The organism is Rhodanobacter ginsengiterrae (assembly GCF_050026815.1).
In the GTDB taxonomy this organism is placed as follows: domain Bacteria; phylum Pseudomonadota; class Gammaproteobacteria; order Xanthomonadales; family Rhodanobacteraceae; genus Rhodanobacter; species Rhodanobacter ginsengiterrae.
In genome coordinates, this window is the sequence record NZ_JALBWO010000037.1 from 16,961 (window position 1) to 35,210 (window position 18,250).

Sequence of the window (18,250 nt, forward strand, 5' to 3'; positions counted from 1 at the left end):
GCGCCACGCGCGAAGGCACCGTTCTACCTGTTCCGCGCGACCACGCCAAGACTTGCATTGCATGAGCCACGACGATCTCACCAAGCACACCCCGTTCATGCGCCAGTACTTGTCGGCCAAGGCCGAGCACCCGGAGGTGTTGCTGTTCTTCCGCATGGGCGACTTTTACGAGCTGTTCTATGACGATGCGCGCAAGGCGGCGCGACTGCTCGACATCACCCTGACCCAGCGCGGGCAGTCTGCCGGCGCACCGATCCCGATGGCCGGGGTGCCGTATCACGCGGCGGAAAATTACCTGGCGCGGCTGGTGCGGCTGGGCGAGTCGGTGGCGATCTGCGAGCAGATCGGCGATCCGGCGCTGGCCAAGGGCATCGTCGAGCGCAAGGTGGTGCGCATCATCACGCCCGGCACGGTGACGGACGCCGCGCTGCTGGAGGACCGCCGCGACAATCTGCTGCTGTCGATTGCCGCCGGTCCGAATGCCAGCTATGGCCTGGCCTGGGTCGACCTGTCCAGCGGCCGCTTCCTGCTCAGCGAAGTACCCAGTGCCGAAGCGCTGGCTGCCGAACTGGCGCGCCTGCAGCCGGCCGAAACCCTGGTCGGCGAGGATGTGGTGTGGCCGAAGCTGGTCAGCAGCCTGCCCGGCTTGCGCAAGCGCCCACCATGGCACTTCGACGCCGACGCGGCCAAACGCGAGCTCAACCGCTTTTTCGGTACGCGTGACCTGGGCGGCTTCGGCGTGGACGGCATGCCGTTGGCGATTGCCGCTGCCGGCTGCCTGCTCGGCTACGTCGAGGAAACCCAGAAGAGCGCGCTGCCGCACCTCACCGGCATGGCGGTGGAAAGCGCCAGCGAAACGATCGCGCTGGATGCCGCCACCCGCCGCAACCTGGAGCTGGACACCCATCCCAGCGGGCGCACCGAACACAGCCTGCTCGGCGTGCTGGACGAAACCGTGACACCGATGGGCGCGCGCCAGCTGCGCCGCTGGCTGACCCGACCGTTGCGCTCGCGCAGCCTGCTGCGCCAGCGTCACCAGGCGATCGGCATGCTGATCGACAGCCGTCGCCACGACAGCCTGCGTGAACAGTTGCGCGGCATCGGCGACCTTGAGCGCATTCTCGCCCGCGTGGCTTTGCGTTCGGCGCGACCGCGCGACCTGTCCACCTTGCGCGACGGCCTCGCCGCGGCGAAGGGTATTGGTGCGATCATCCTTGATCGCCAGAATCAAGAAGCGGCCATCCTTGACCGCGCTCTTCAACAACAGACTTCTCCGCTGCTGCATACGCTGGTGCAGCGCATCGGCGATCACGCCGACAGCGCCGCCCTGCTCGCCCGCGCCGTGGTCGAACAGCCGCCGGTGCTGCAGCGCGACGGCGGCGTGATCGCCGACGGCTACGACGCGGAACTGGACGAACTGCGCCGGCTGTCCACCCACGCCGACCAGTACCTGGTCGAACTGGAGGAACGCGAGAAAGCCGCCAGCGGCATCAGCACGCTCAAGGTCGGCTACAACCGCGTGCACGGTTATTACATCGAGATCAGCCGCGCCCAATCGGACAAGGCGCCCACGCACTACACCCGCCGGCAGACCACCAAGAACGCCGAGCGCTACATCACCGAGGAGCTGAAGACCTTCGAGGACAAGGTGTTGTCGGCGAAGGAGCGCTCATTGATGCGCGAGCGCGCGCTGTACGAAGCGCTGCTCGACACGCTCACCGACAAACTCGAACCGCTGAAAGCCGCTGCCAGTGCGATGGCCGAACTGGACGTGCTGGCGACCCTGGCCGAGCGTGCCGAGGCACTGGACTGGAACGCGCCCGAGCTCACCGACGAACCCGGCATCGCGATCGAACGCGGCCGCCATCCGGTGGTGGAGAAAGTCCGCGACGAGCCGTTCGAACCGAACGATCTGCGGCTCGACGACAGCCGTCGCATGCTGGTGATCACCGGCCCCAACATGGGCGGCAAATCCACCTACATGCGGCAGAACGCGCTGATCGTGCTGCTCGCCCACATCGGCAGCTACGTGCCGGCCAGTCGCGCCGTGATCGGCCCGATCGACCGCATCTTCACCCGCATCGGCGCCGGCGACGACCTCTCGCGCGGCCAGTCCACCTTCATGGTGGAAATGAGCGAGACCGCGAACATCCTGCACAACGCGACCGCCGAAAGCCTGGTACTGATGGACGAAGTCGGCCGCGGCACCAGTACCTACGATGGCCTTTCGCTGGCCCGCGCCGCCGCCGTGCACCTGGCGCGCAGCAGTCGCGCCTATACCTTGTTCGCCACGCACTACTTCGAGCTGACCGAACTGGCCAGCGAATTCCCGGCCATTGCCAACGTGCACCTGGACGCCGTCGAGTACGGTGAACAACTGGTCTTCATGCACGCGGTGAAGGAAGGCCCCGCCAACCGCAGCTTTGGCTTGCAGGTCGCCGCACTGGCCGGACTGCCGAAATCGGTGATCGCCGATGCCAGGCGCACGCTGGCCGAACTCGAGCGCGGCGTGCACCAGCACACCAACGCCTCCGCACGCGCCGCCGAAGCCTCGCCGCAGTTGGGTTTGTTCGCACCGGCGCAACCTTCGGCCGCAGAGCACGCGCTGGAAGCGCTTGATCCGGATGCGCTGAGTCCGCGCGAGGCGCTTGAGGCGTTGTATCGGCTCAAGTCGCTGCGTTGATGGTGGATGGTGGATGGCGGATGGCGGCGACTGCGCCATGAAAAAAGGCCGGCGTCGCGTGACGCCGGCCTCTCCAGGCCCTCCCAGCCAATCGCCGATGATCAGGACCGGCGATACCCCTCCCCAACCGTCGCCGCCCGCAAGCGGCCTGATTCGTCAGGCCGCTTCGCTGAGCCGCGCCGCATCCAGCGCCTGACGCAGATCGGCCCACAAATCCTCGACATGCTCGATGCCGACCGACAGGCGCAGCAGTCCAGGCGTGATGCCGTGCAGTGCCTGGGTGGCGGCGTCGACGACGCGATGGGTCAGCCCGGCGGGGTGCTGGATCAGCGTATCGACCGAGCCCAGGCTCACCGCCGGTGTCGCCAGCTTCACCGCCGCCATCACCGCGCTGGCGGCGGCATGACCGCCATGCATCTCGAACGCCATCAGGCTGCCCGGGCCGTGCATCTGCGTATCAACCAGATGCGCATTGGCTACCGTGCCGAGGCCGGGATAGCAAACCTTGGCCACTGCCGGATGCGCCGCCAGTCGTTTGGCCAGCTGCCGCGCGTTGTCCTGCGCTTTCAGCACGCGCAGCGACAGCGTCTGCAGGCCGCGATGCAACAGGTAGGCGCCCAGCGGATGCAGCAGGCCGCCGGTGGCCGCGCGCACCTGACGCAAGGCCGAAGCCCACTCCGCGTTGCAGGCGACCACGCCGGCCATCACGTCACCATGACCGCCGAGGAACTTGGTCGCGCTGTGCAGCACCAGGGTGGCACCCAGCGACGCCGGCTGCTGCAACACCGGCGTGGCGAAGGTGGAATCGACCAGCACCGGCGCCGCGCCGGCGGCCTTCACCACCGCGGCGATGTCGATCAGGTCCAGGGTCGGATTCGCCGGCGTCTCGATGATCACCAGCGCCGTCTCCGCATTGATCGCGCCGGCCACCTCCTGCGGCTTCACCCACCGCGTGGTGATGCCGAGCAGGCCCGAGTTGAGCAGGTGATCGTTGGTGCCATACAGCGGGCGCACCGCCAGCACATGCTTGCCGCGCTGGCCCGCGGCGAGCAGGCAGGCGGACAGCGCCGCCATGCCGGAGCCGAACGCGACCGCGTCGGTGGTGCCTTCCAGTTGCGCCAGCGCGTTCTCGAAACGCGCCACCGTGGGATTGTGCAGACGCGCATAGATCGGGTTGGCCGCCGTCGCCGCGCCGCCCACCAGCGCGTCGAAACTGTCGGTGCCCTCGGCCAGGTCACGCACTGGATAGGTGGTCGACAGATCCAGCGGCGGGGCATGCACGCCCAGTTCGCCGAAATCTTCCCGACCGGCATGCACACCCAGTGTTTCAAGACGCGCCATGAGCTCAACCCCATTCGAAAGAATGGGTCGATACTAGAATCATCCATTATGCTTAAAACCTGCCACCGAATTATATTTCGAGCAAGCCCTATTCATGCGTCTGGACCGAATCGACTTCGAGATACTGCGCGAATTGCGGAAGAACGCGCGGGTGCCCAACAAGACCCTCGCCGAGCGCGTTGGCGTGGCGCCCTCGACGGCGCTGGAACGGGTGCGTCGCCTGCGCGAGAGCGGCGCCATCAGCGGCTACCACGCCGAGGTCGCCCCGGCGGCCGTGGGCATCGGTCTGCAGGCGATGATCAGCGTGCGTCTGGCGCGCCACTCACGCGAAGATCTGGATGCGTTTCACGCCTACCTGCTGACCTTGCGCGAGGTACTGGCGTTCTATCACGTGGCGGGCGCCAACGACTACCTGCTGCACGTGGCGGTGGCCGACAGCGACCACCTGCGCGATTTCGCGCTGGATGCGTTCACCACCCGGCCGGAAGTGGCGCACATCGAGACCAGTCTGATCTTCACCTTCCGCCGCAATCCGGACGTGCCGATCTACCGCACGGTGGATGAAGGCTGAGCGCCCGGAGTCAGGCGAGGCCGGGCGCCAGCTTCAAGGCGAGCGGCGGCAGCGTTGACGGAGCCAGCTGCGCGGTCACCTGCGCATCGGGCATGGCGATATCCGGAATGTCGGCCAGATCCTCGGCGGACAACTCCACCGCCGCCGCAGCGGCGGCGGGCTGCTCAAGCTGGGGCGCATCCACCCGGCCGGGCAGCCGCCCCGACTGCACCAGCTGACCGATCCGCAGATACACCTCATCGCGATCGAACGGCTTCTGCATGAAATCGTCGGCGCCGAAACGTTGCACGTAGAACTGTTCGGTGGCCTGCGGATTGCCGCTGATCATCACGATCGGAATATCCCGCGTCAGCGGGTCATGGCGCAGCGCACGCAGCACCGCGAAACCGTTCATGCCCGGCATCACGATGTCCAGAAAGATCAGGCTGGGTTGCTCGCTGCGCGCCAGTTCGATCGCCGTCTTGCCGTCGGCGGCCTTGAGCACGGCATAGCCATCCTGACGCAGCATCTTGCCCAGCACGGCGCAGATCGTGGGCGAATCATCAACCACCAGCATCGGCGCGCCCAAGGCTGCCTGCGGCTCCACGCGATGGCTGGCCGCGGCATGGTTGCCGAGCAGGCGCTTGAAAAAACCGATGCCGTTCATCAGTGCGTGTCCGTCCATGCAAGCCTCCGCGGCCGTATGGGCTGGTTTATTTCGCCAACCCGTGGATTTGAAGGGATATTCCTCCTTCCACGCCGGTTATTCTGCGAAGCACTGCTCAGAGCACGTGAAGAAACCCGCTTCCCGGGGGCCATCGCGAGTCCGGCACGTGTCCGTGCTCAGCGATCGTGCTTGAGTCGTCGCAGATCACGGCGTGCCTGTTTGTCCGGACGCTGCGGCGGCCCGCCGGGGCCGACCAGTCGATGCAGCTCGCGCGCCGCTTCGCGTGTCACGCGGCTGGACTCGGTCTCGGCATAAAGTGCCTGCGCCACGCTGGCCGGCCCGCGCCGATCGGACAACGCCAGCACCTCGACGTCCAGCCGCTCCGCGCCGCGACTGATCTTCAGGCGATCGCCCACGCGCAGCGTCCTGGCCGGCTTGCAGCCCGCGTCGTTGACCTCGATGTGACCGCCATCAATCGCCTGCCTGGCGAGGCTGCGGGTCTTGAAGAAGCGCGCCGCCCACAGCCATACATCGACCCGGGTGGTGCCGGTTTCCGGCGTGGGGATCCTGCTCATGGCGCCATGCGCGCGCCAGTGCCAACCATCAGTCCTGGCTGCCGGCCGGCACGATCATGTCGTGCGGATCGGGCATCGCGATATCGGGGATCGCGGCATGCTCGGCCGCGGTGTGCTCGGGCTCGCTCGCCAGCGCTTCCACCGCGGCGCGCTCACGCACGACCAGGCGGCCGCTGCGGGTCAGGTGCTCGATGCGCGCGAACACTTCGCCCCGGCCAAACGGCTTCTTCATGAAATCGTCGGCGCCGAAACGCTGCACGTAGAACTGCTCGGTGGCCTGCAGGTTGCCACTGATCATCACGATCGGAATATCGCGGGTCAGCGGATCGTGGCGCAGTGCGCGCAATACCGCGAAGCCGCTCATGCCGGGCATCACGATGTCGAGGAAGATCAGGTCGGGACTTTCCTGGCGCGCAGTCGCCAGCGCCTGCTCGCCGTCAGCGGCCTTCAACACCACGTGGCCATTCTGGTCCAGCATCTTGCCGATCACCGCGCGGATGGTGGCCGAATCGTCCACCACCAGGATGCAGGCTCCCCGGGGCTCGCCCGTGCGCGGTACCGCACGGCGTTCGCCATGCTCGCTGCCGAACAGCCGCTTGATCAGTTCGAAACCTGCCATGCCCCGAGCTCCCCTGCCCCATTCCGGTTAGTTTCGGCGTACTGCGGGCCGGACGCAAGAACAGCCTCAGCCGCCGAGCAGCCAGTTGCCCAGCGGAACGGTCAGCAGCGACAGCACAATGCCGGCGCCCAGCACGGTATTGGCGAGAGTCGGTTCCAGTCCGTATTCGTCGGCCAGGATCGTGGCCGAAACCATCGGCGCCATTGCCGCCTGCAGCACGCCGACGGTCAGCACCAATCCATCCACGCCGGTCGCGGTCCCCAGCAGCCAGCACAGCAGCGGTGCCAGCAACAGCTTCCAGCCCAGTCCCCAGCTCACCGCGGCCAATTGCCGCTGGCCGGGGTGGAACTTGAACTGCAGGCCCACCGAGAACAGCGCCAGCGGGGTCAGCGTGGCGCCGATCGGTGCGAACACGCCATCCAGCAGCGGTGGCCAGCCACCGCACAGACCCGCCAGGATGCCGACCAGCAACGCGATGGTCGGCGGAAAAGTGAAGATGCGCCGGGCCACCAGGCCCAGCTCCGGCTTGCGTCCCGAATACAGCGAAGCCACCACGATGCCGCCGACAGCCAGTACCGGAAAGCAGCCCAGCTGGTCGGCAACCACCGCCAGTGTCAGGCCCTGCTTGCCATGCAGCGCCTGCATCAGCGGATAACCCATGAACGAGGTATTGCCCAGCCCACACACCAGGATCAACGCGCCGGTGCGCTGGCGCGACCAGCCCAGCCGCGGCCCGAGCAGGCCGAACAGCAGCCAGGCGCCGCCAAAGGTCAGCCACATCACCGCCACCAGAAACCACAGCTGCGGATCGAAACTGATCCTGGGAATCAGCTCCAGCACCAGCGCCGAGAGCGCGACATTGAGCACCCACCAGTTGATCCCCTGCACGATGCCGGCCGGCGGCTTCGCATAGCGCGCCACCAGGGTGCCGAGGATCAGGCAAACGAACAGCAACAACATCGCACTCATCGAAAAGGGTGCCGCCGTGGAAAGTCGTCATTAGACGCGATGCGGCCACGAGGCGAAAGCCGCCGCGATCCCGGCGTCGACGACAATCCGCCACCCGTCGATCGCACGTGGCACCATTCCAGTGATGAACGAGCCCACCCATCTCTCCCACGGACTGGCCGGCGACAACACGCCACCCGACTGGCCGGCATTGACCGTGAGCGAAGTCGAGGCGCTGCTGCGCGACTATCCCGCCGTCGGCGCGGTGAAGCGCGTCGCTTGGCACAGCCCGCGCCCGCTGTCGGCCGCCTGTCTGGTCGAAACCGCGCACGGCGCGTTCTTCGTCAAGCGCCATCACCGGCGCGTGCGCAACATCGAAACGCTGGGTGAGGAACACCGCTTCATCGCGCACCTGCGCCGTCGCGGCATGCCGATTCCCCGGGTGCTGGCGGATGCCGACGGGAACGCGGCCATCGCGCGGGGCGACTGGGTCTACGAGGTGCATCAGTGCGCCGAGGGCGTCGACCTGTATCGCGAGTCGGTCTCGTGGGAGCCGTTGCGAAACCGCGCTCACGCGCTCGCTGCCGGGCACATGCTGGCGCGCCTGCATGATGCCGCCGCCGACTATCATGCCAGTCAGCGCGCTACCCACGTGCTGGTCGCGCGCAGCGAACTGATCTGCGCCGCCGATCCCGTGGCCGCCTTGCTTGCGCAGCTGCCGCAGCGAGCGGGACTGGCCAGCTTCCTGCGTGAGCGACCCTGGCAGGACGAGCTCACCCATTTGCTCGCGCCCTGGCATGCCGCTGCGCAGCCGCAGCTGGCACGGCAGACGCCGCTGTGGACGCACGGCGACTGGCATGTTTCCAACCTGTACTGGCGCGACGACACGGCCGGCGCGCAGATCAGCGGCGTGCTCGACTTCGGCCTGTGCGCGCGCAACTTCGCGCTGTTCGATCTGGCCACCGCGATCGAACGCAATGCGATCGCGTGGCTGGCGCTCGGTGGCGATGCCGATATCGCCCACCCGACCATCGCCCGTGCGCTGATCGAAGGCTATCGCCAGCAGCGCCCGCTGAGCACTCCGCAGTTGCACCTGCTGGCCGACCTGCTGCCGCTGGTGCACGTGGATTTCGCGCTGTCCGAGGTCGAGTACTACCACGCCATCACCGGCTCGCAGGCGAACGCCGAGGTGGCTTACGACACCTTCCTGCGTGGCCACGCGGCGTGGTTCCACACGCATCACGGGCAAGCCTTGTTGCAGGCCATTCGCCACCCGGCTTGAGCACGTCGCGGCAATCCGTGTTTCAATAGGCGTTCTTGAAGCGGGGGTGCCCGGCGTAGCCGGGCTGAGAGAGTCCCTTGGAACCTGACCCGGTTAGTACCGGCGTAGGGAGCTTGCAGATCCGGCATGTCCTCGCGACAGCCGGGTCGCCGTCGCTTCGTCCGTACCCCCTTGACGACGACGATGATGATGCCTTTTCCCCGCACTCCCCTGATCCTCGCCCTGCTCACGGCCATGGCGCCCGTCCACGCCGGCGACACCACCAGCGAACCGCAGGCCACGCGACTGGCACCGGTGCACGTACAGGCCGACAGCGCCAAGGGCTACCACGCGGACAACTCGCAGCTGGACACCTTCGGCAGCTTCGGCAACGCGCCGCTGCAGGACACGCCCGCCGCGATCACGGTGATCACCCGCGACCAGATCGACGACCGCCAGCCGCGCACGCTGAGCGAACTGGCGCGCAGCGATGCGGCGCTGGGCGACAGCTACGCGCCGGTCGGCTACTACCAGGACATCGCGATCCGCGGTTATGCGCTGGATCCCGCCACCGGCTTTCGGTTCAACGAAATGAGCATGGCCGGCGAGCAGCTGCAGCCGCTGGAAGACAAGCAGCGTGTGGAAATCCTCAAGGGCCTGGGCGGCCTCGAAGCGGGCGTGGTCGCACCGGGCGGGCTGATCAACTACGTCAGCAAGCGCCCGGCCGACGTGCACAGCGCCACCGTCGGCACCGACTCGCACGGTTCGCGCTACCTCGCGATCGATGTCGGCGGCTGGCTGACGCCCACCTTCGGCGTGCGCGTGAATGCCGCCCACGAGGACATGAACTCCTACGTGCGGCACGCCGACGGCCGCCGCACGTTCCTCTCGCTGGCCGCCGACTGGAAGATCAGCCCGAATGCCATGCTGCGGCTGGACACCAATTACCAGACCAGCGGGCAGCGCTCGGTCTCCGGCTACCAGTTGCTCGGCGGCAGCATGATTCCGGCGCATCCCAGCCGCACCCGCATGCTCGGCTTCGAGCCGTGGCAGCGGCCGGTGGGCATCGACGCCAGCAACAGCACGTTGCGCTTCGACTATCGCTTCAGCGACCGCTGGAGCACGCAATTGTCGGCCGGCCACAGCCATGTCGTGATCGACGACAACGTGGCGTTCGCCTACGGCTGCTTCTACTCGCCGGCCTGCGCCAGCGGTGCCACGCCCGGCTGGTTCTTCGCGCCGAACGGCGACTACGACGTCTACGACTACCGCAGCCCCGACGACACCCGCGTCAACGACGAGGCACGTGCCGTAGTGAAGGGATCGTTCGACACCGGCCCGCTCAACCACGAAGTCAGCCTCGGCGCCAGCGCGTTCCGCCGCACCATCGATCGTCGCCCCTACGTTTATGACTACGTCGGCACCGCCAATATCGACGAGGTCGATCCGCCCTACTTCGCGCCTTCGCCGAACCAGCCCGGGTCGTCGGCACGTCGGCTGACCAGCTGGCAGCATTCGGTGTTCGCGCTGGACCGCGTGCATCTCGGACCGCAGTGGCAGGTGCTGCTCGGCGGCCGCTTCGTGCGCCTGCGCGAGCGCGCCTACGACGAGGCCGGCGCCCCCGAACGCGACACCCGCCTCGGCAAGGCGCTGCCGCAGGCGGCCGTGCTGTGGCAACCCACCACGCACTTGACCACCTACGTCAGCTACAGCGAAAGCCTGTCGCTGGGCAACGAGGCGCCGTACTGGACCTCGAACGGCGGCACCACGCTGGCCCCGCTGCTGGCGCGCCAGGCCGAGGCCGGCGTGAAGTACGCCTGGAGCGACGCACTGAGCCTTTCGGGCGCACTGTACCGTCTCAGCCAGCCATACCAGTTCGCCCGGCCGGACAGCACCGCCGCAGGCTTCACCTTCGTGCAGCAGGGCAACGAGGCGCACAGCGGCCTGGAACTCAACGCCGCCGGCCAGGTCAGCGACAACCTGCGCCTCACCGCCAGCCTCAACCTGATCCGGGCGCGCGCCAAGGGCACCGGCGCCCCGACTTACGAAGGCCACCAGGTGGTCAACGTGCCGCGCCTGCGCAGCGCGTTGTATGTCGACTACCGGCTGCCGTTCGCGCCCCGGCTCGGCCTGCTCGGCGGCTGGCGCTACGCCAGCCCCAACGTGGCCACGCCGAACGGTTTGATCCGCGTGCCGGCGTACAACGTGTTCGATGCGGGAGTGCGCTACGCCAGCCAGTGGAACGGCCACGCGCTGACCTGGCGGCTCAGCGTCGACAACGTGTTCAACCGCTTCTACTGGCGCGACACCGGCAGCTCCGGCGGCGACAGCTACCTGTTCCCGGGCGCGCCGCGGCTGGCGCGCCTGTCACTGACGTTCGCGTTCTGACATGAGCTGGGTCGAACTCATCGCGGCCATCGTCAGCGCCCTGGGCGTCTGGCTCACCACCCGACGCCAGCCATGGTGCTGGCCGGTCGGGCTGGTGTCGGTGCTGATCTACGCGTGGGTGTTCGTCGACGCCAAGCTCTATTCCGATGCGCTGCTGCAACTGGCCTTCGCCGGCTTCATCGGCTATGGCTGGTACCGCTGGCTGCAACATCTGGGCGAAGACGGACGGGTGCAGGTGGCCCCGCTGCCGCGGCGACAGGCGCTCATGCACCTGGCCATCGGCGGCATCGGCGCCGTCGCGCTCGGCGCCTTCATGCATCACCTGACCGACGCCGCCCTGCCCTGGCTGGACGCGGCACTCACCGCCTTCAGCCTGGTGGCGCAATGGTGGCAGGCGCGGCGGCACGTGGCGGCATGGTGGCTGTGGATCGTCGTGGACGTGATCTATGTCGGCGAGTACGTCTACAAGCACCTGCTGATCACCTCGGTGCTGTATGCCGGCTTCGTGGTGCTGGCGCTGATCGGCCTGCGCGCGTGGCAGGGCGCGGGCAGCAAGACTGCCGCCGCGCCGGTCTTGCCCTCCACCATGCCTTGACGGCGACCGGGGCGAACCTCGGTCGACTTGTCGCACGCGCCATGTTCAGCGGAATCTAACCCGCGTTCTGGCACCATTCGGCCATGCGAGGTCATGCAGGATGGAAGCCCACATGAAAGCCCGACCGAACCGGATCCAGCTGGCCTGCGCTGCCGTCCTGCTGCTGGCCGCAACCGGCATCGCCAGCGCGCAGAACATCTACAAGTGCAGCCAGGGCGGGCAGGTCAGCTACACCGATCATCCCTGTCCCAAAGGTACCGGCGAGTTGCTGCACCAGGCCGATGACAGCGAAGTGATCGACCGCTACCTGCGCCTGGGCCAGGACAACCTCGCCAAAAGCTATGCCGATTCGCATCACCTCCAGGCGCTGTACCAGCAGCGCCTCGACGCGCGGCAGCAGGCGCAGGACGAGAAAGAGCAGCGCCAGGCCGACGACGCCTATGCCGCGCGGCAGCGCGCCGAACGCGAGCAGCAGCAGGCGCTGGCCGACGAGGCGGCCGAGCGCGAGCGCCTGCGGGGCGAGAACAACGTGCTGCGCCAGCAGAACGATGCCTACCAGCAGCAACTGCAGCAGCAGACGTACAACCCGCCGCCGGCGTATTGGGTGCCGTATCCAAACCGGCGCCCCGGGCGTGGCCATGACCACGACGGCGATGGCGATGGCGACCACCATCACCCGCCGCCGCAAGAGCCGGTATTCCATCCGTGCAAACAGCTGGCCGGTGGCCGCACGCAGTGCTGACCGGATCGCTTCGAAGCAAGCCGCGTCCGACGACCGCTGCCTGACTCACGCCAGCGATCTCAAGGCAACGCGGGAATCGTCAGGCTGCGTTCGGGATCACCGGTGGCGCCGGTGCGCAGATTCGGCGGCAGATGCCCGACATCGCCGACCGAGATCACCTTGAAGCGGCCATCCGCCTCCACCAGAATTTTGGTGATGCTGGCATTGCCCACCGACATCTCCAGCCAGGCCTTGCTGTCCACACCAAGCGCGCGCACGACCATGTTGCGGATCACGTTGCCATGGCAAACCATCAGCTCGGTTTGCGCGTGTCCCGTCGCCGGCCTGAAGTAGCGGGCAAACAGGCGATCGAGCTGCTTCTTGCAGGCGAGCAGATCGGCCGGCTTCTCATCCGCAATGACCTCGCCGCGCCGCGTCGGCGGCGTGCATTCGGCAAGATCCTCGACCACCTCGAAGTGACGCCCGGGAAAGTCCTCGCCGATGATCGCCGCGGTGTCGCGCGCCCGTTGCACCGGGCTCACCAGCAGCGCATCGAAACGCGTCGGCAAACCGGCCAGCCTCGCTCCGACCAGTTGCGCCTGCGCCACGCCGACGGGAGCCAGATGCGGGCCCAGCTTCTTGTCTGCCGTCGCATCGGGCAGATAGTAGCCATGGCGCACCAGCACGATGGTGCGCGTTGCCGGCGCCGGGACCTCCGCAGCGCACAACGGTGTGGCCAGCAACAGCCAGGAAAGCAGCAAGAGGAGTCGGGACAGCATGGCGTGCTCGGTGCGGTGGATCAGCGGAGTATCCAACGGGAGCGCGCCACGCACCAACCCGGCGGCCTCACTTGCCGACCGACACCGGAACGAAGCGCAGATCCTGATAGTCCCAGCTGAAATCCGCGATCGGCGAGATCGCCTTCATCGTCATCCGGTCGACGCTGCCATCGGGCTTGAGCGCGAAGGTGACATAGGCGTCCTCCACATCCGGCATCGCCCAGTGCGTGCGGAAGGTGTCGTATTGCACGTGTTCCAGCGCACCGTGCAGGCCGGGTGAGCGATCGAAGCTGATGGTCAAGCCCGCCTTGCCGCCCTGCGCGATGGTGGCCGTGCCATACCAGGGGTCGCGATAGACACCGGCGTATCCGGACAACGGCAACGACGGACCTTGCGCGGAATGCGTGTCGCCGCGATGTGCGTTCAGCGCCGTGGTGGCCGCGGTGTTGATGCTGTCGAACATCTGCCGGTAACCGCCGATCCAGTCCGGCGATGGCAATCCCAGCAGGGTATCCAGCAGGTGTTCGCGCATCGCGAACAGGGTGCCGGCGTCTTCGGCATTGAGCATGATGGCAAAGGCCGCGTGCCGCTCCGGAATGATCACCACCGCCGACACGCCACCCAGCACGCCACCGAGATGGGTAATGATCTTGTGGCCGCGGTAATCCTGCACTTCGAAGCCGAGCGCGTACGCATCGAACTGCGGCTGCGCCAGTGCGACGGCAGGCGGCAGCGCCGAAATCGGGATCAGCGTCTGCGGCGTCCACAACATCTGCGCGGCGGCGGCGCTGAAGATCCGCCGGCCCTGGTCGAGTTGGCCGCCAGCGAGTTGCAGCCGCAGCCAGCGCCCCATGTCCGCGGCGCTTACCTGCAGTGCGCCGGCCGGCGCAAACACGCTGCCGGTCATCACCGTGCGCAGCACCTGCTGCGCGCCCACACCACGCACCGGCGTGGTGTTCTTGCCGTGCAGCGCTACCTGGTCGCCGGTACGCGCGTCGATGCTGGTCTGCGTGTCATGCATCTGCAGCGGGTTGAGGATGTGCTGCTGCACGAAGTCCTCCCAGCGCTGGCCGGACACCGCCTCGACGAGTTGCCCGGCGACCACGTAGAGCACGTTGTCGTAGTCATAACCGCCGCGGAACGAACGGGCCGGTTTCAGGTAACGGATGGCGTGCACCAGCTCCGCGCGGCTGCGGTCGGTGGTGGGGAACATCATCAGGTCGCCCTCACCCAGACCCAGCCCGCTGCGATGCACCAGCAGGTCGGTGACGGTCATCTCGCCCGACGCATACGGGTCGTACATGCGAAAGCCCGGCAGCTTGTCGACCACGCGGTCGTCCCAGCGCAGCTTGCCCTGGTCGACCAGGATCGCCAGCGCCGCCGTGGTGAAGGCCTTGGTGTTGGAACCGATCGGGAAGATCGTGTGCGCATCCACCGGCGCCGCATCGCCCAGCTTGCGCACGCCGTATGCATGCGTGGTGATGAGGTTGCCATCAACAATCGTCACCGCCATGCCGGGCGTGTGGAAGGTCTGCATGGCTCGCTGCGCATACGCATCGATGGCCGACGCCGAAACCGCCGACGGGACAGCGGTTGCCGACGCGCCACAGGAAACCAGCAGCACCGTCAGCAACCACGCATGCCAGCCGCCGAGCCTGTCTGGCGACATGGTGCTGGTCCGGGTCAGATGGTTCATCAAGCACGCTCCCCTGTGGTGGATGCTGCCGGGCAAGACGCACGACGGCGGCATGACGGTTGCTTCAGGTTTTCGGTTTGCCGGGTCGCTTGCGGGTGCCTGGCTTGCCGGTGACCGTCCTGGCCGACCCGACCTTTCGCGACCTTCCGGCAGCAGCGTCCGCACGCTTTTCCATCGCCGGCGCTTCGACATAACCCACCAGCTTCTGCCGCAACTGGGTGATGTCGCCGATGCGATCGAACATGTCGCCCTGCTCGCGGGTGACCGCGCCAATCAGCAGGCTGAGCAGGCTCGTGGCCGCGGTGAAGTTGTGCCACGGCCGCTCCATCTCGGCCGGCAACATCAGCACGTGGTCGGTGAGCTGGCGCGCCCAGTAGCACTGGCTGTCGGTGATGATCACCAGCGGGATGCCCCGCGCCGCACACTCTTCGGCCAGGATGCGGAAATGCCGCGAGTAGCGCCTGAAGTCGATCAGCAGCACGCAGCTCCTGGCAGTGGAATCCATCAAGGTGTCGGCATAGGCACCATCGAGACCCTCGTCGAATCGCGTGCGCGGCTTGACGTGCTGCATCAGGCTGGCGAAACCCAGGCCGAGAAAACGGCCCTGGTGGAAGCTCGCCACCGACAGCCGGTCGGCATCCACCAGCAGCCGGACGATGGCCTTCCATTCGGGGGTGCGGGTCAGCGCATGCGCGATGGTGATGCCACGGATCTCGGTCTTGAGGCTTTCCGACATCGTCACCGGGTCACCGGCCTGGTCCGGATTCTTGTACAGCTGCAGCCACGGTGCATCGCCGCGCAGCTCCTTCTTCAACGCATTCAGGCCGTCGTAGCCCAGCGTGCGCAGGAAGCGCCCCACCGTCATTGCGCTGACGCCCACGCGCTGGCCCAGCGAGGCGGCAGTCTCGAACGGAATGCCGCTGAGGTTGTGCAGCAGGTAGGTGGCAATCTTCTGCTCGGCCGTGGTGAACGTGTCCCAGCGGTCTTTCAGTTTCTTTTGCAGATCCTTGATCATCGGTGCCCACTCATCGTGCCAGCACCGCGGTGCCGTCAGCCTGTCCATGTTGCCCCACGCCGCGATGGCGACGGCTGAGCATATACAAAAGCACGGCGGACAGTCCCGCCACCGCACCGATCAGCACAAAGAACGCGCCGTGACTCATCCGGCTCCACAGGGTGCCGAGCGCACCGGCCAGCAGATTGCCGAAGAAGCCCGCAAAGAACCAGGTGGCAATGCTGGTGGCGCGAAAGCCCTCCGGCGCCATGCGACCGAACAGCGCCAGGCCGACCGGCAGGATGTACAGCTCGCCGATGGTGAACACCACGAACCAGACGAACAGCCAGATCCAGCTGGCGCGCGTACCGTGCGCCTCGCTCCATGCCGCCACCATGCCCAGCGCCACGTAGGAGGCGCCGACGATCGCCGCGCCGAACGCCATGCGTGCCAGCAACGGGGTATCCACGCCGCGCCGCGCCAGCCGGGCCCAGCGCGCAACGAGGAAAGGCGTGAAGGCAAATACCGCCAGCGAGTTGATCGACTGGAACCAGGTCATCGGTATCGCCCAGCCCGCGGTCAGCTGCCGGTCGATGCCGCTATCGGCCCACAGCGCGATGGTGTTGCCGTTCTGTTCGTAGGCACCGCGGAATACCACCACGATCGCCGCAATGCCGATCAGCAACGCGAAGCGATCGCGGGCCGCGCGATCCATCGGCGGACGGGCCGCGCGTGCTTCGGCGCCGCGCATGGGCTCCGGCGGAAGATAGCGGCGGCCGGCCAGATAGATCACCAGTGACAGCAGCATGCCGATTCCGGCCGCGGCAAACCCCCAGTGCCAGCCGAACGATTCGCCCAGCGTGCCGCAGACCAGCGGCGCCAGGAAACCGCCAAGATTGATGCCGACGTAATAGATGTTGTACGCGCTCTTGCTGCGCACATCGCCGTCGCGGTACAGCCCTTCGATCTGGCTGGCCAGGCTGGGCAGGAACAGGCCGTTGCCCAGCGCGATCATGCACAGCGCCGGATAGAACAGCGCCTCCGACGACATCATGAAATGCCCCAGCGCCATCATCGAGCCGCCGATCACCACCGCGCGTGCCTTGCCCAGCCAGCGGTCGGCGAGCATGCCGCCGAACACCGGGGTGAAGTAGACGAAGGCCGCGTAGGCGCCATACACCAGCGAGGCGTATTCCTGGTCCATGTCCAGGTGCTTGGTCATGTAATAGACCAGGATGGCGCGCATGCCGAAGAAGGAGAACATCTCCCACATTTCGGTCAGGAACAGCACGGTCAGGCCGCGTGGATGGCCAAACCAGTTCTTCTCCGTGGATGCTGAAGCAATGGACATCACGTGAACCGCTCTCCCCGCTGATCACACATGCTCACGATGCCGGCACCGCCAGCGGACCGCCCCACAAGGTTTCGGGACACCAGATGGTACCGCCCTCGTAGACCACCGCCGGCGAGTAATCGGCAAGCAGGCTGATCGGGCCATCCAGATCCACCACGTCGCACAACTGGCCGACCACGAAGGCCGGTGCCATCGCCAGCGACGAACCGCCCATGTTGCCGACCATCAGCTCGAAGCCGAGCTGGCGCGCTTCATCGGCGATCGCCAGCGCCTCGGTAAGTCCGCCGCACTTGTCCAGCTTGATGTTGATCACGTCGACCCGACCGACCAGCCCGGCCAGGTCGCCGCGATCCTGCACGCTTTCGTCGGCCGCGATGCGGATCGGTCGCGCCATGCCGTCCAGCCACGCATCGCGGCCGACCGGAAACGGCTGCTCGACCACGTCCACCCGCGCCTCCACCAGGGTGGGCAGCAGTCGCGCCAGCGACTCGCGGGTGAAGCCCTGGTTGGCGTCGACCATCAGCCACACATCCGGACGCGCGGTGCGCACGGCCAGCACGCGTTCGGCGTTGTGCTCGTCGTCGGTAAGCTTGAGCTTGATCGCGCGCGCCATCGGATAAGCGCTTGCCCGCTCCGCCATCAGCGCCGGCTCGTCCGCGCCCACCGTATACGTGGTCAGCAGCGGCTTGGGCGCCGGCAGTCCGGCCAGTGCCCAGACCGGCTTGCCGGCGCGCTTGGCCTGCAGGTCCCACAAGGCGCAATCCAGCGCATTGCGCGCCCCGCCGGCCGGCAGCAACTGCTGCAACTCCTCGCGCGTGATGCCGGCCTCGATCCGCGCGCGCAGTGCTTCGACCTGCGCCAGCATCGAGGTCGAGGTGTCCTGGTGGTAATAGACGCCCTGCGCCTCACCGCATCCCTTGCGACCATCCTCATCCACCAGCTCGACGATCAGCGCGTCGAAACCGGTGAAGGTGTAGCCGGTGATGTGGAACGGGGCCTCGATCGCCCACGTCTTTGGCGTGGCGTGCAGGCGCAGTCGCCCGCCATCATGCATGTTCATGATCATTTCCCTGGATGGA

At 67.1% G+C, this 18,250-nt stretch carries 16 protein-coding genes and 1 riboswitch; of the genes, 6 read left to right on the forward strand and 10 right to left on the reverse strand.

Annotated features, from left to right (window positions below; genetic code table 11):
- Positions 1-61: 61 nt before the first annotated feature.
- Positions 62-2,683 carry a DNA mismatch repair protein MutS gene (mutS, locus tag ACQGNJ_RS02145; protein WP_426687583.1) on the forward strand — a complete coding sequence of 874 codons (2,622 nt, stop codon included), beginning with the start codon at positions 62-64 and terminating at the stop codon, positions 2,681-2,683.
- 156 nt (positions 2,684-2,839) lie between these two features.
- Here mutS and ACQGNJ_RS02150 read toward each other — a convergent pair whose 3' ends face one another.
- The gene (locus ACQGNJ_RS02150; protein WP_426687584.1) at positions 2,840-4,024 is read right to left on the reverse strand and encodes a trans-sulfuration enzyme family protein; all 1,185 of its coding nucleotides are present in this window, start codon (positions 4,022-4,024) and stop codon (positions 2,840-2,842) included.
- Between the two features lie 94 nt (positions 4,025-4,118).
- On the opposite strand from ACQGNJ_RS02150, the gene ACQGNJ_RS02155 reads away from it, so the two are divergent.
- Positions 4,119-4,595: an Lrp/AsnC family transcriptional regulator gene (locus ACQGNJ_RS02155; RefSeq protein WP_426687585.1), complete on the forward strand. Its 477-nt coding sequence runs from the start codon at positions 4,119-4,121 to the stop codon at positions 4,593-4,595.
- 10 nt (positions 4,596-4,605) lie between these two features.
- Here the strand turns inward: ACQGNJ_RS02155 and ACQGNJ_RS02160 are convergent, their stop codons facing one another.
- The 4 genes from ACQGNJ_RS02160 to ACQGNJ_RS02175 all read right to left on the reverse strand — a co-directional run bounded on the left by ACQGNJ_RS02160 (position 4,606) and on the right by ACQGNJ_RS02175 (position 7,395).
- Entirely contained in the window at positions 4,606-5,259 is a 654-nt protein-coding gene (locus ACQGNJ_RS02160; protein WP_426687586.1) for a response regulator, read from the reverse strand.
- Between the two features lie 158 nt (positions 5,260-5,417).
- Entirely contained in the window at positions 5,418-5,816 is a 399-nt protein-coding gene (locus ACQGNJ_RS02165; RefSeq protein ID WP_426687587.1) for an RNA-binding S4 domain-containing protein, read from the reverse strand.
- Between the two features lie 28 nt (positions 5,817-5,844).
- Complete coding sequence (locus ACQGNJ_RS02170) at positions 5,845-6,435, reverse strand: response regulator (protein ID WP_426687588.1); 591 nt, start codon at positions 6,433-6,435, stop codon at positions 5,845-5,847.
- Positions 6,436-6,501: 66 nt separating this feature from the next.
- Complete coding sequence (locus ACQGNJ_RS02175) at positions 6,502-7,395, reverse strand: AEC family transporter (protein WP_426687611.1); 894 nt, start codon at positions 7,393-7,395, stop codon at positions 6,502-6,504.
- A 133-nt stretch (positions 7,396-7,528) separates the two neighbouring features.
- Between ACQGNJ_RS02175 and ACQGNJ_RS02180 the strand changes: the two genes are divergently transcribed.
- From ACQGNJ_RS02180 to ACQGNJ_RS02195, 4 genes are all read left to right on the forward strand, one after another.
- Entirely contained in the window at positions 7,529-8,665 is a 1,137-nt protein-coding gene (locus tag ACQGNJ_RS02180; protein WP_426687589.1) for a phosphotransferase, read from the forward strand.
- Between the two features lie 32 nt (positions 8,666-8,697).
- A riboswitch (TPP riboswitch) is annotated at positions 8,698-8,793 on the forward strand.
- Positions 8,794-8,851: 58 nt separating this feature from the next.
- Positions 8,852-11,032 carry a TonB-dependent siderophore receptor gene (locus tag ACQGNJ_RS02185; protein WP_426687590.1) on the forward strand — a complete coding sequence of 727 codons (2,181 nt, stop codon included), beginning with the start codon at positions 8,852-8,854 and terminating at the stop codon, positions 11,030-11,032.
- A gap of 1 nt (position 11,033) precedes the next feature.
- On the forward strand, positions 11,034-11,627 hold the full coding sequence (pnuC, locus tag ACQGNJ_RS02190) for a nicotinamide riboside transporter PnuC (RefSeq protein ID WP_426687591.1): 594 nt from the start codon (positions 11,034-11,036) through the stop codon (positions 11,625-11,627).
- 112 nt (positions 11,628-11,739) lie between these two features.
- The gene (locus tag ACQGNJ_RS02195) at positions 11,740-12,369 is read left to right on the forward strand and encodes a DUF4124 domain-containing protein (RefSeq protein ID WP_426687592.1); all 630 of its coding nucleotides are present in this window, start codon (positions 11,740-11,742) and stop codon (positions 12,367-12,369) included.
- 59 nt (positions 12,370-12,428) lie between these two features.
- On the opposite strand, the gene ACQGNJ_RS02200 is transcribed toward ACQGNJ_RS02195, so the two are convergent.
- The 5 genes from ACQGNJ_RS02200 to ACQGNJ_RS02220 form a co-directional block, all read right to left on the reverse strand.
- Positions 12,429-13,127, reverse strand: coding sequence for a histidine phosphatase family protein (locus ACQGNJ_RS02200; protein ID WP_426687593.1), 699 nt, complete (start codon positions 13,125-13,127; stop codon positions 12,429-12,431).
- A 67-nt stretch (positions 13,128-13,194) separates the two neighbouring features.
- On the reverse strand, positions 13,195-14,823 hold the full coding sequence (locus tag ACQGNJ_RS02205; RefSeq protein WP_426687594.1) for a serine hydrolase: 1,629 nt from the start codon (positions 14,821-14,823) through the stop codon (positions 13,195-13,197).
- Positions 14,824-14,887: 64 nt separating this feature from the next.
- Positions 14,888-15,838: a MurR/RpiR family transcriptional regulator gene (locus tag ACQGNJ_RS02210; RefSeq protein WP_426687595.1), complete on the reverse strand. Its 951-nt coding sequence runs from the start codon at positions 15,836-15,838 to the stop codon at positions 14,888-14,890.
- A gap of 10 nt (positions 15,839-15,848) precedes the next feature.
- Positions 15,849-17,168 (reverse strand): peptide MFS transporter, encoded by a 1,320-nt coding sequence (locus ACQGNJ_RS02215; protein WP_426687596.1) that lies wholly within the window; start codon positions 17,166-17,168, stop codon positions 15,849-15,851.
- Positions 17,169-17,202: 34 nt separating this feature from the next.
- The gene (locus ACQGNJ_RS02220) at positions 17,203-18,231 is read right to left on the reverse strand and encodes a dipeptide epimerase (protein WP_426687597.1); all 1,029 of its coding nucleotides are present in this window, start codon (positions 18,229-18,231) and stop codon (positions 17,203-17,205) included.
- Between the last annotated feature and the right edge of the window lie 19 nt (positions 18,232-18,250).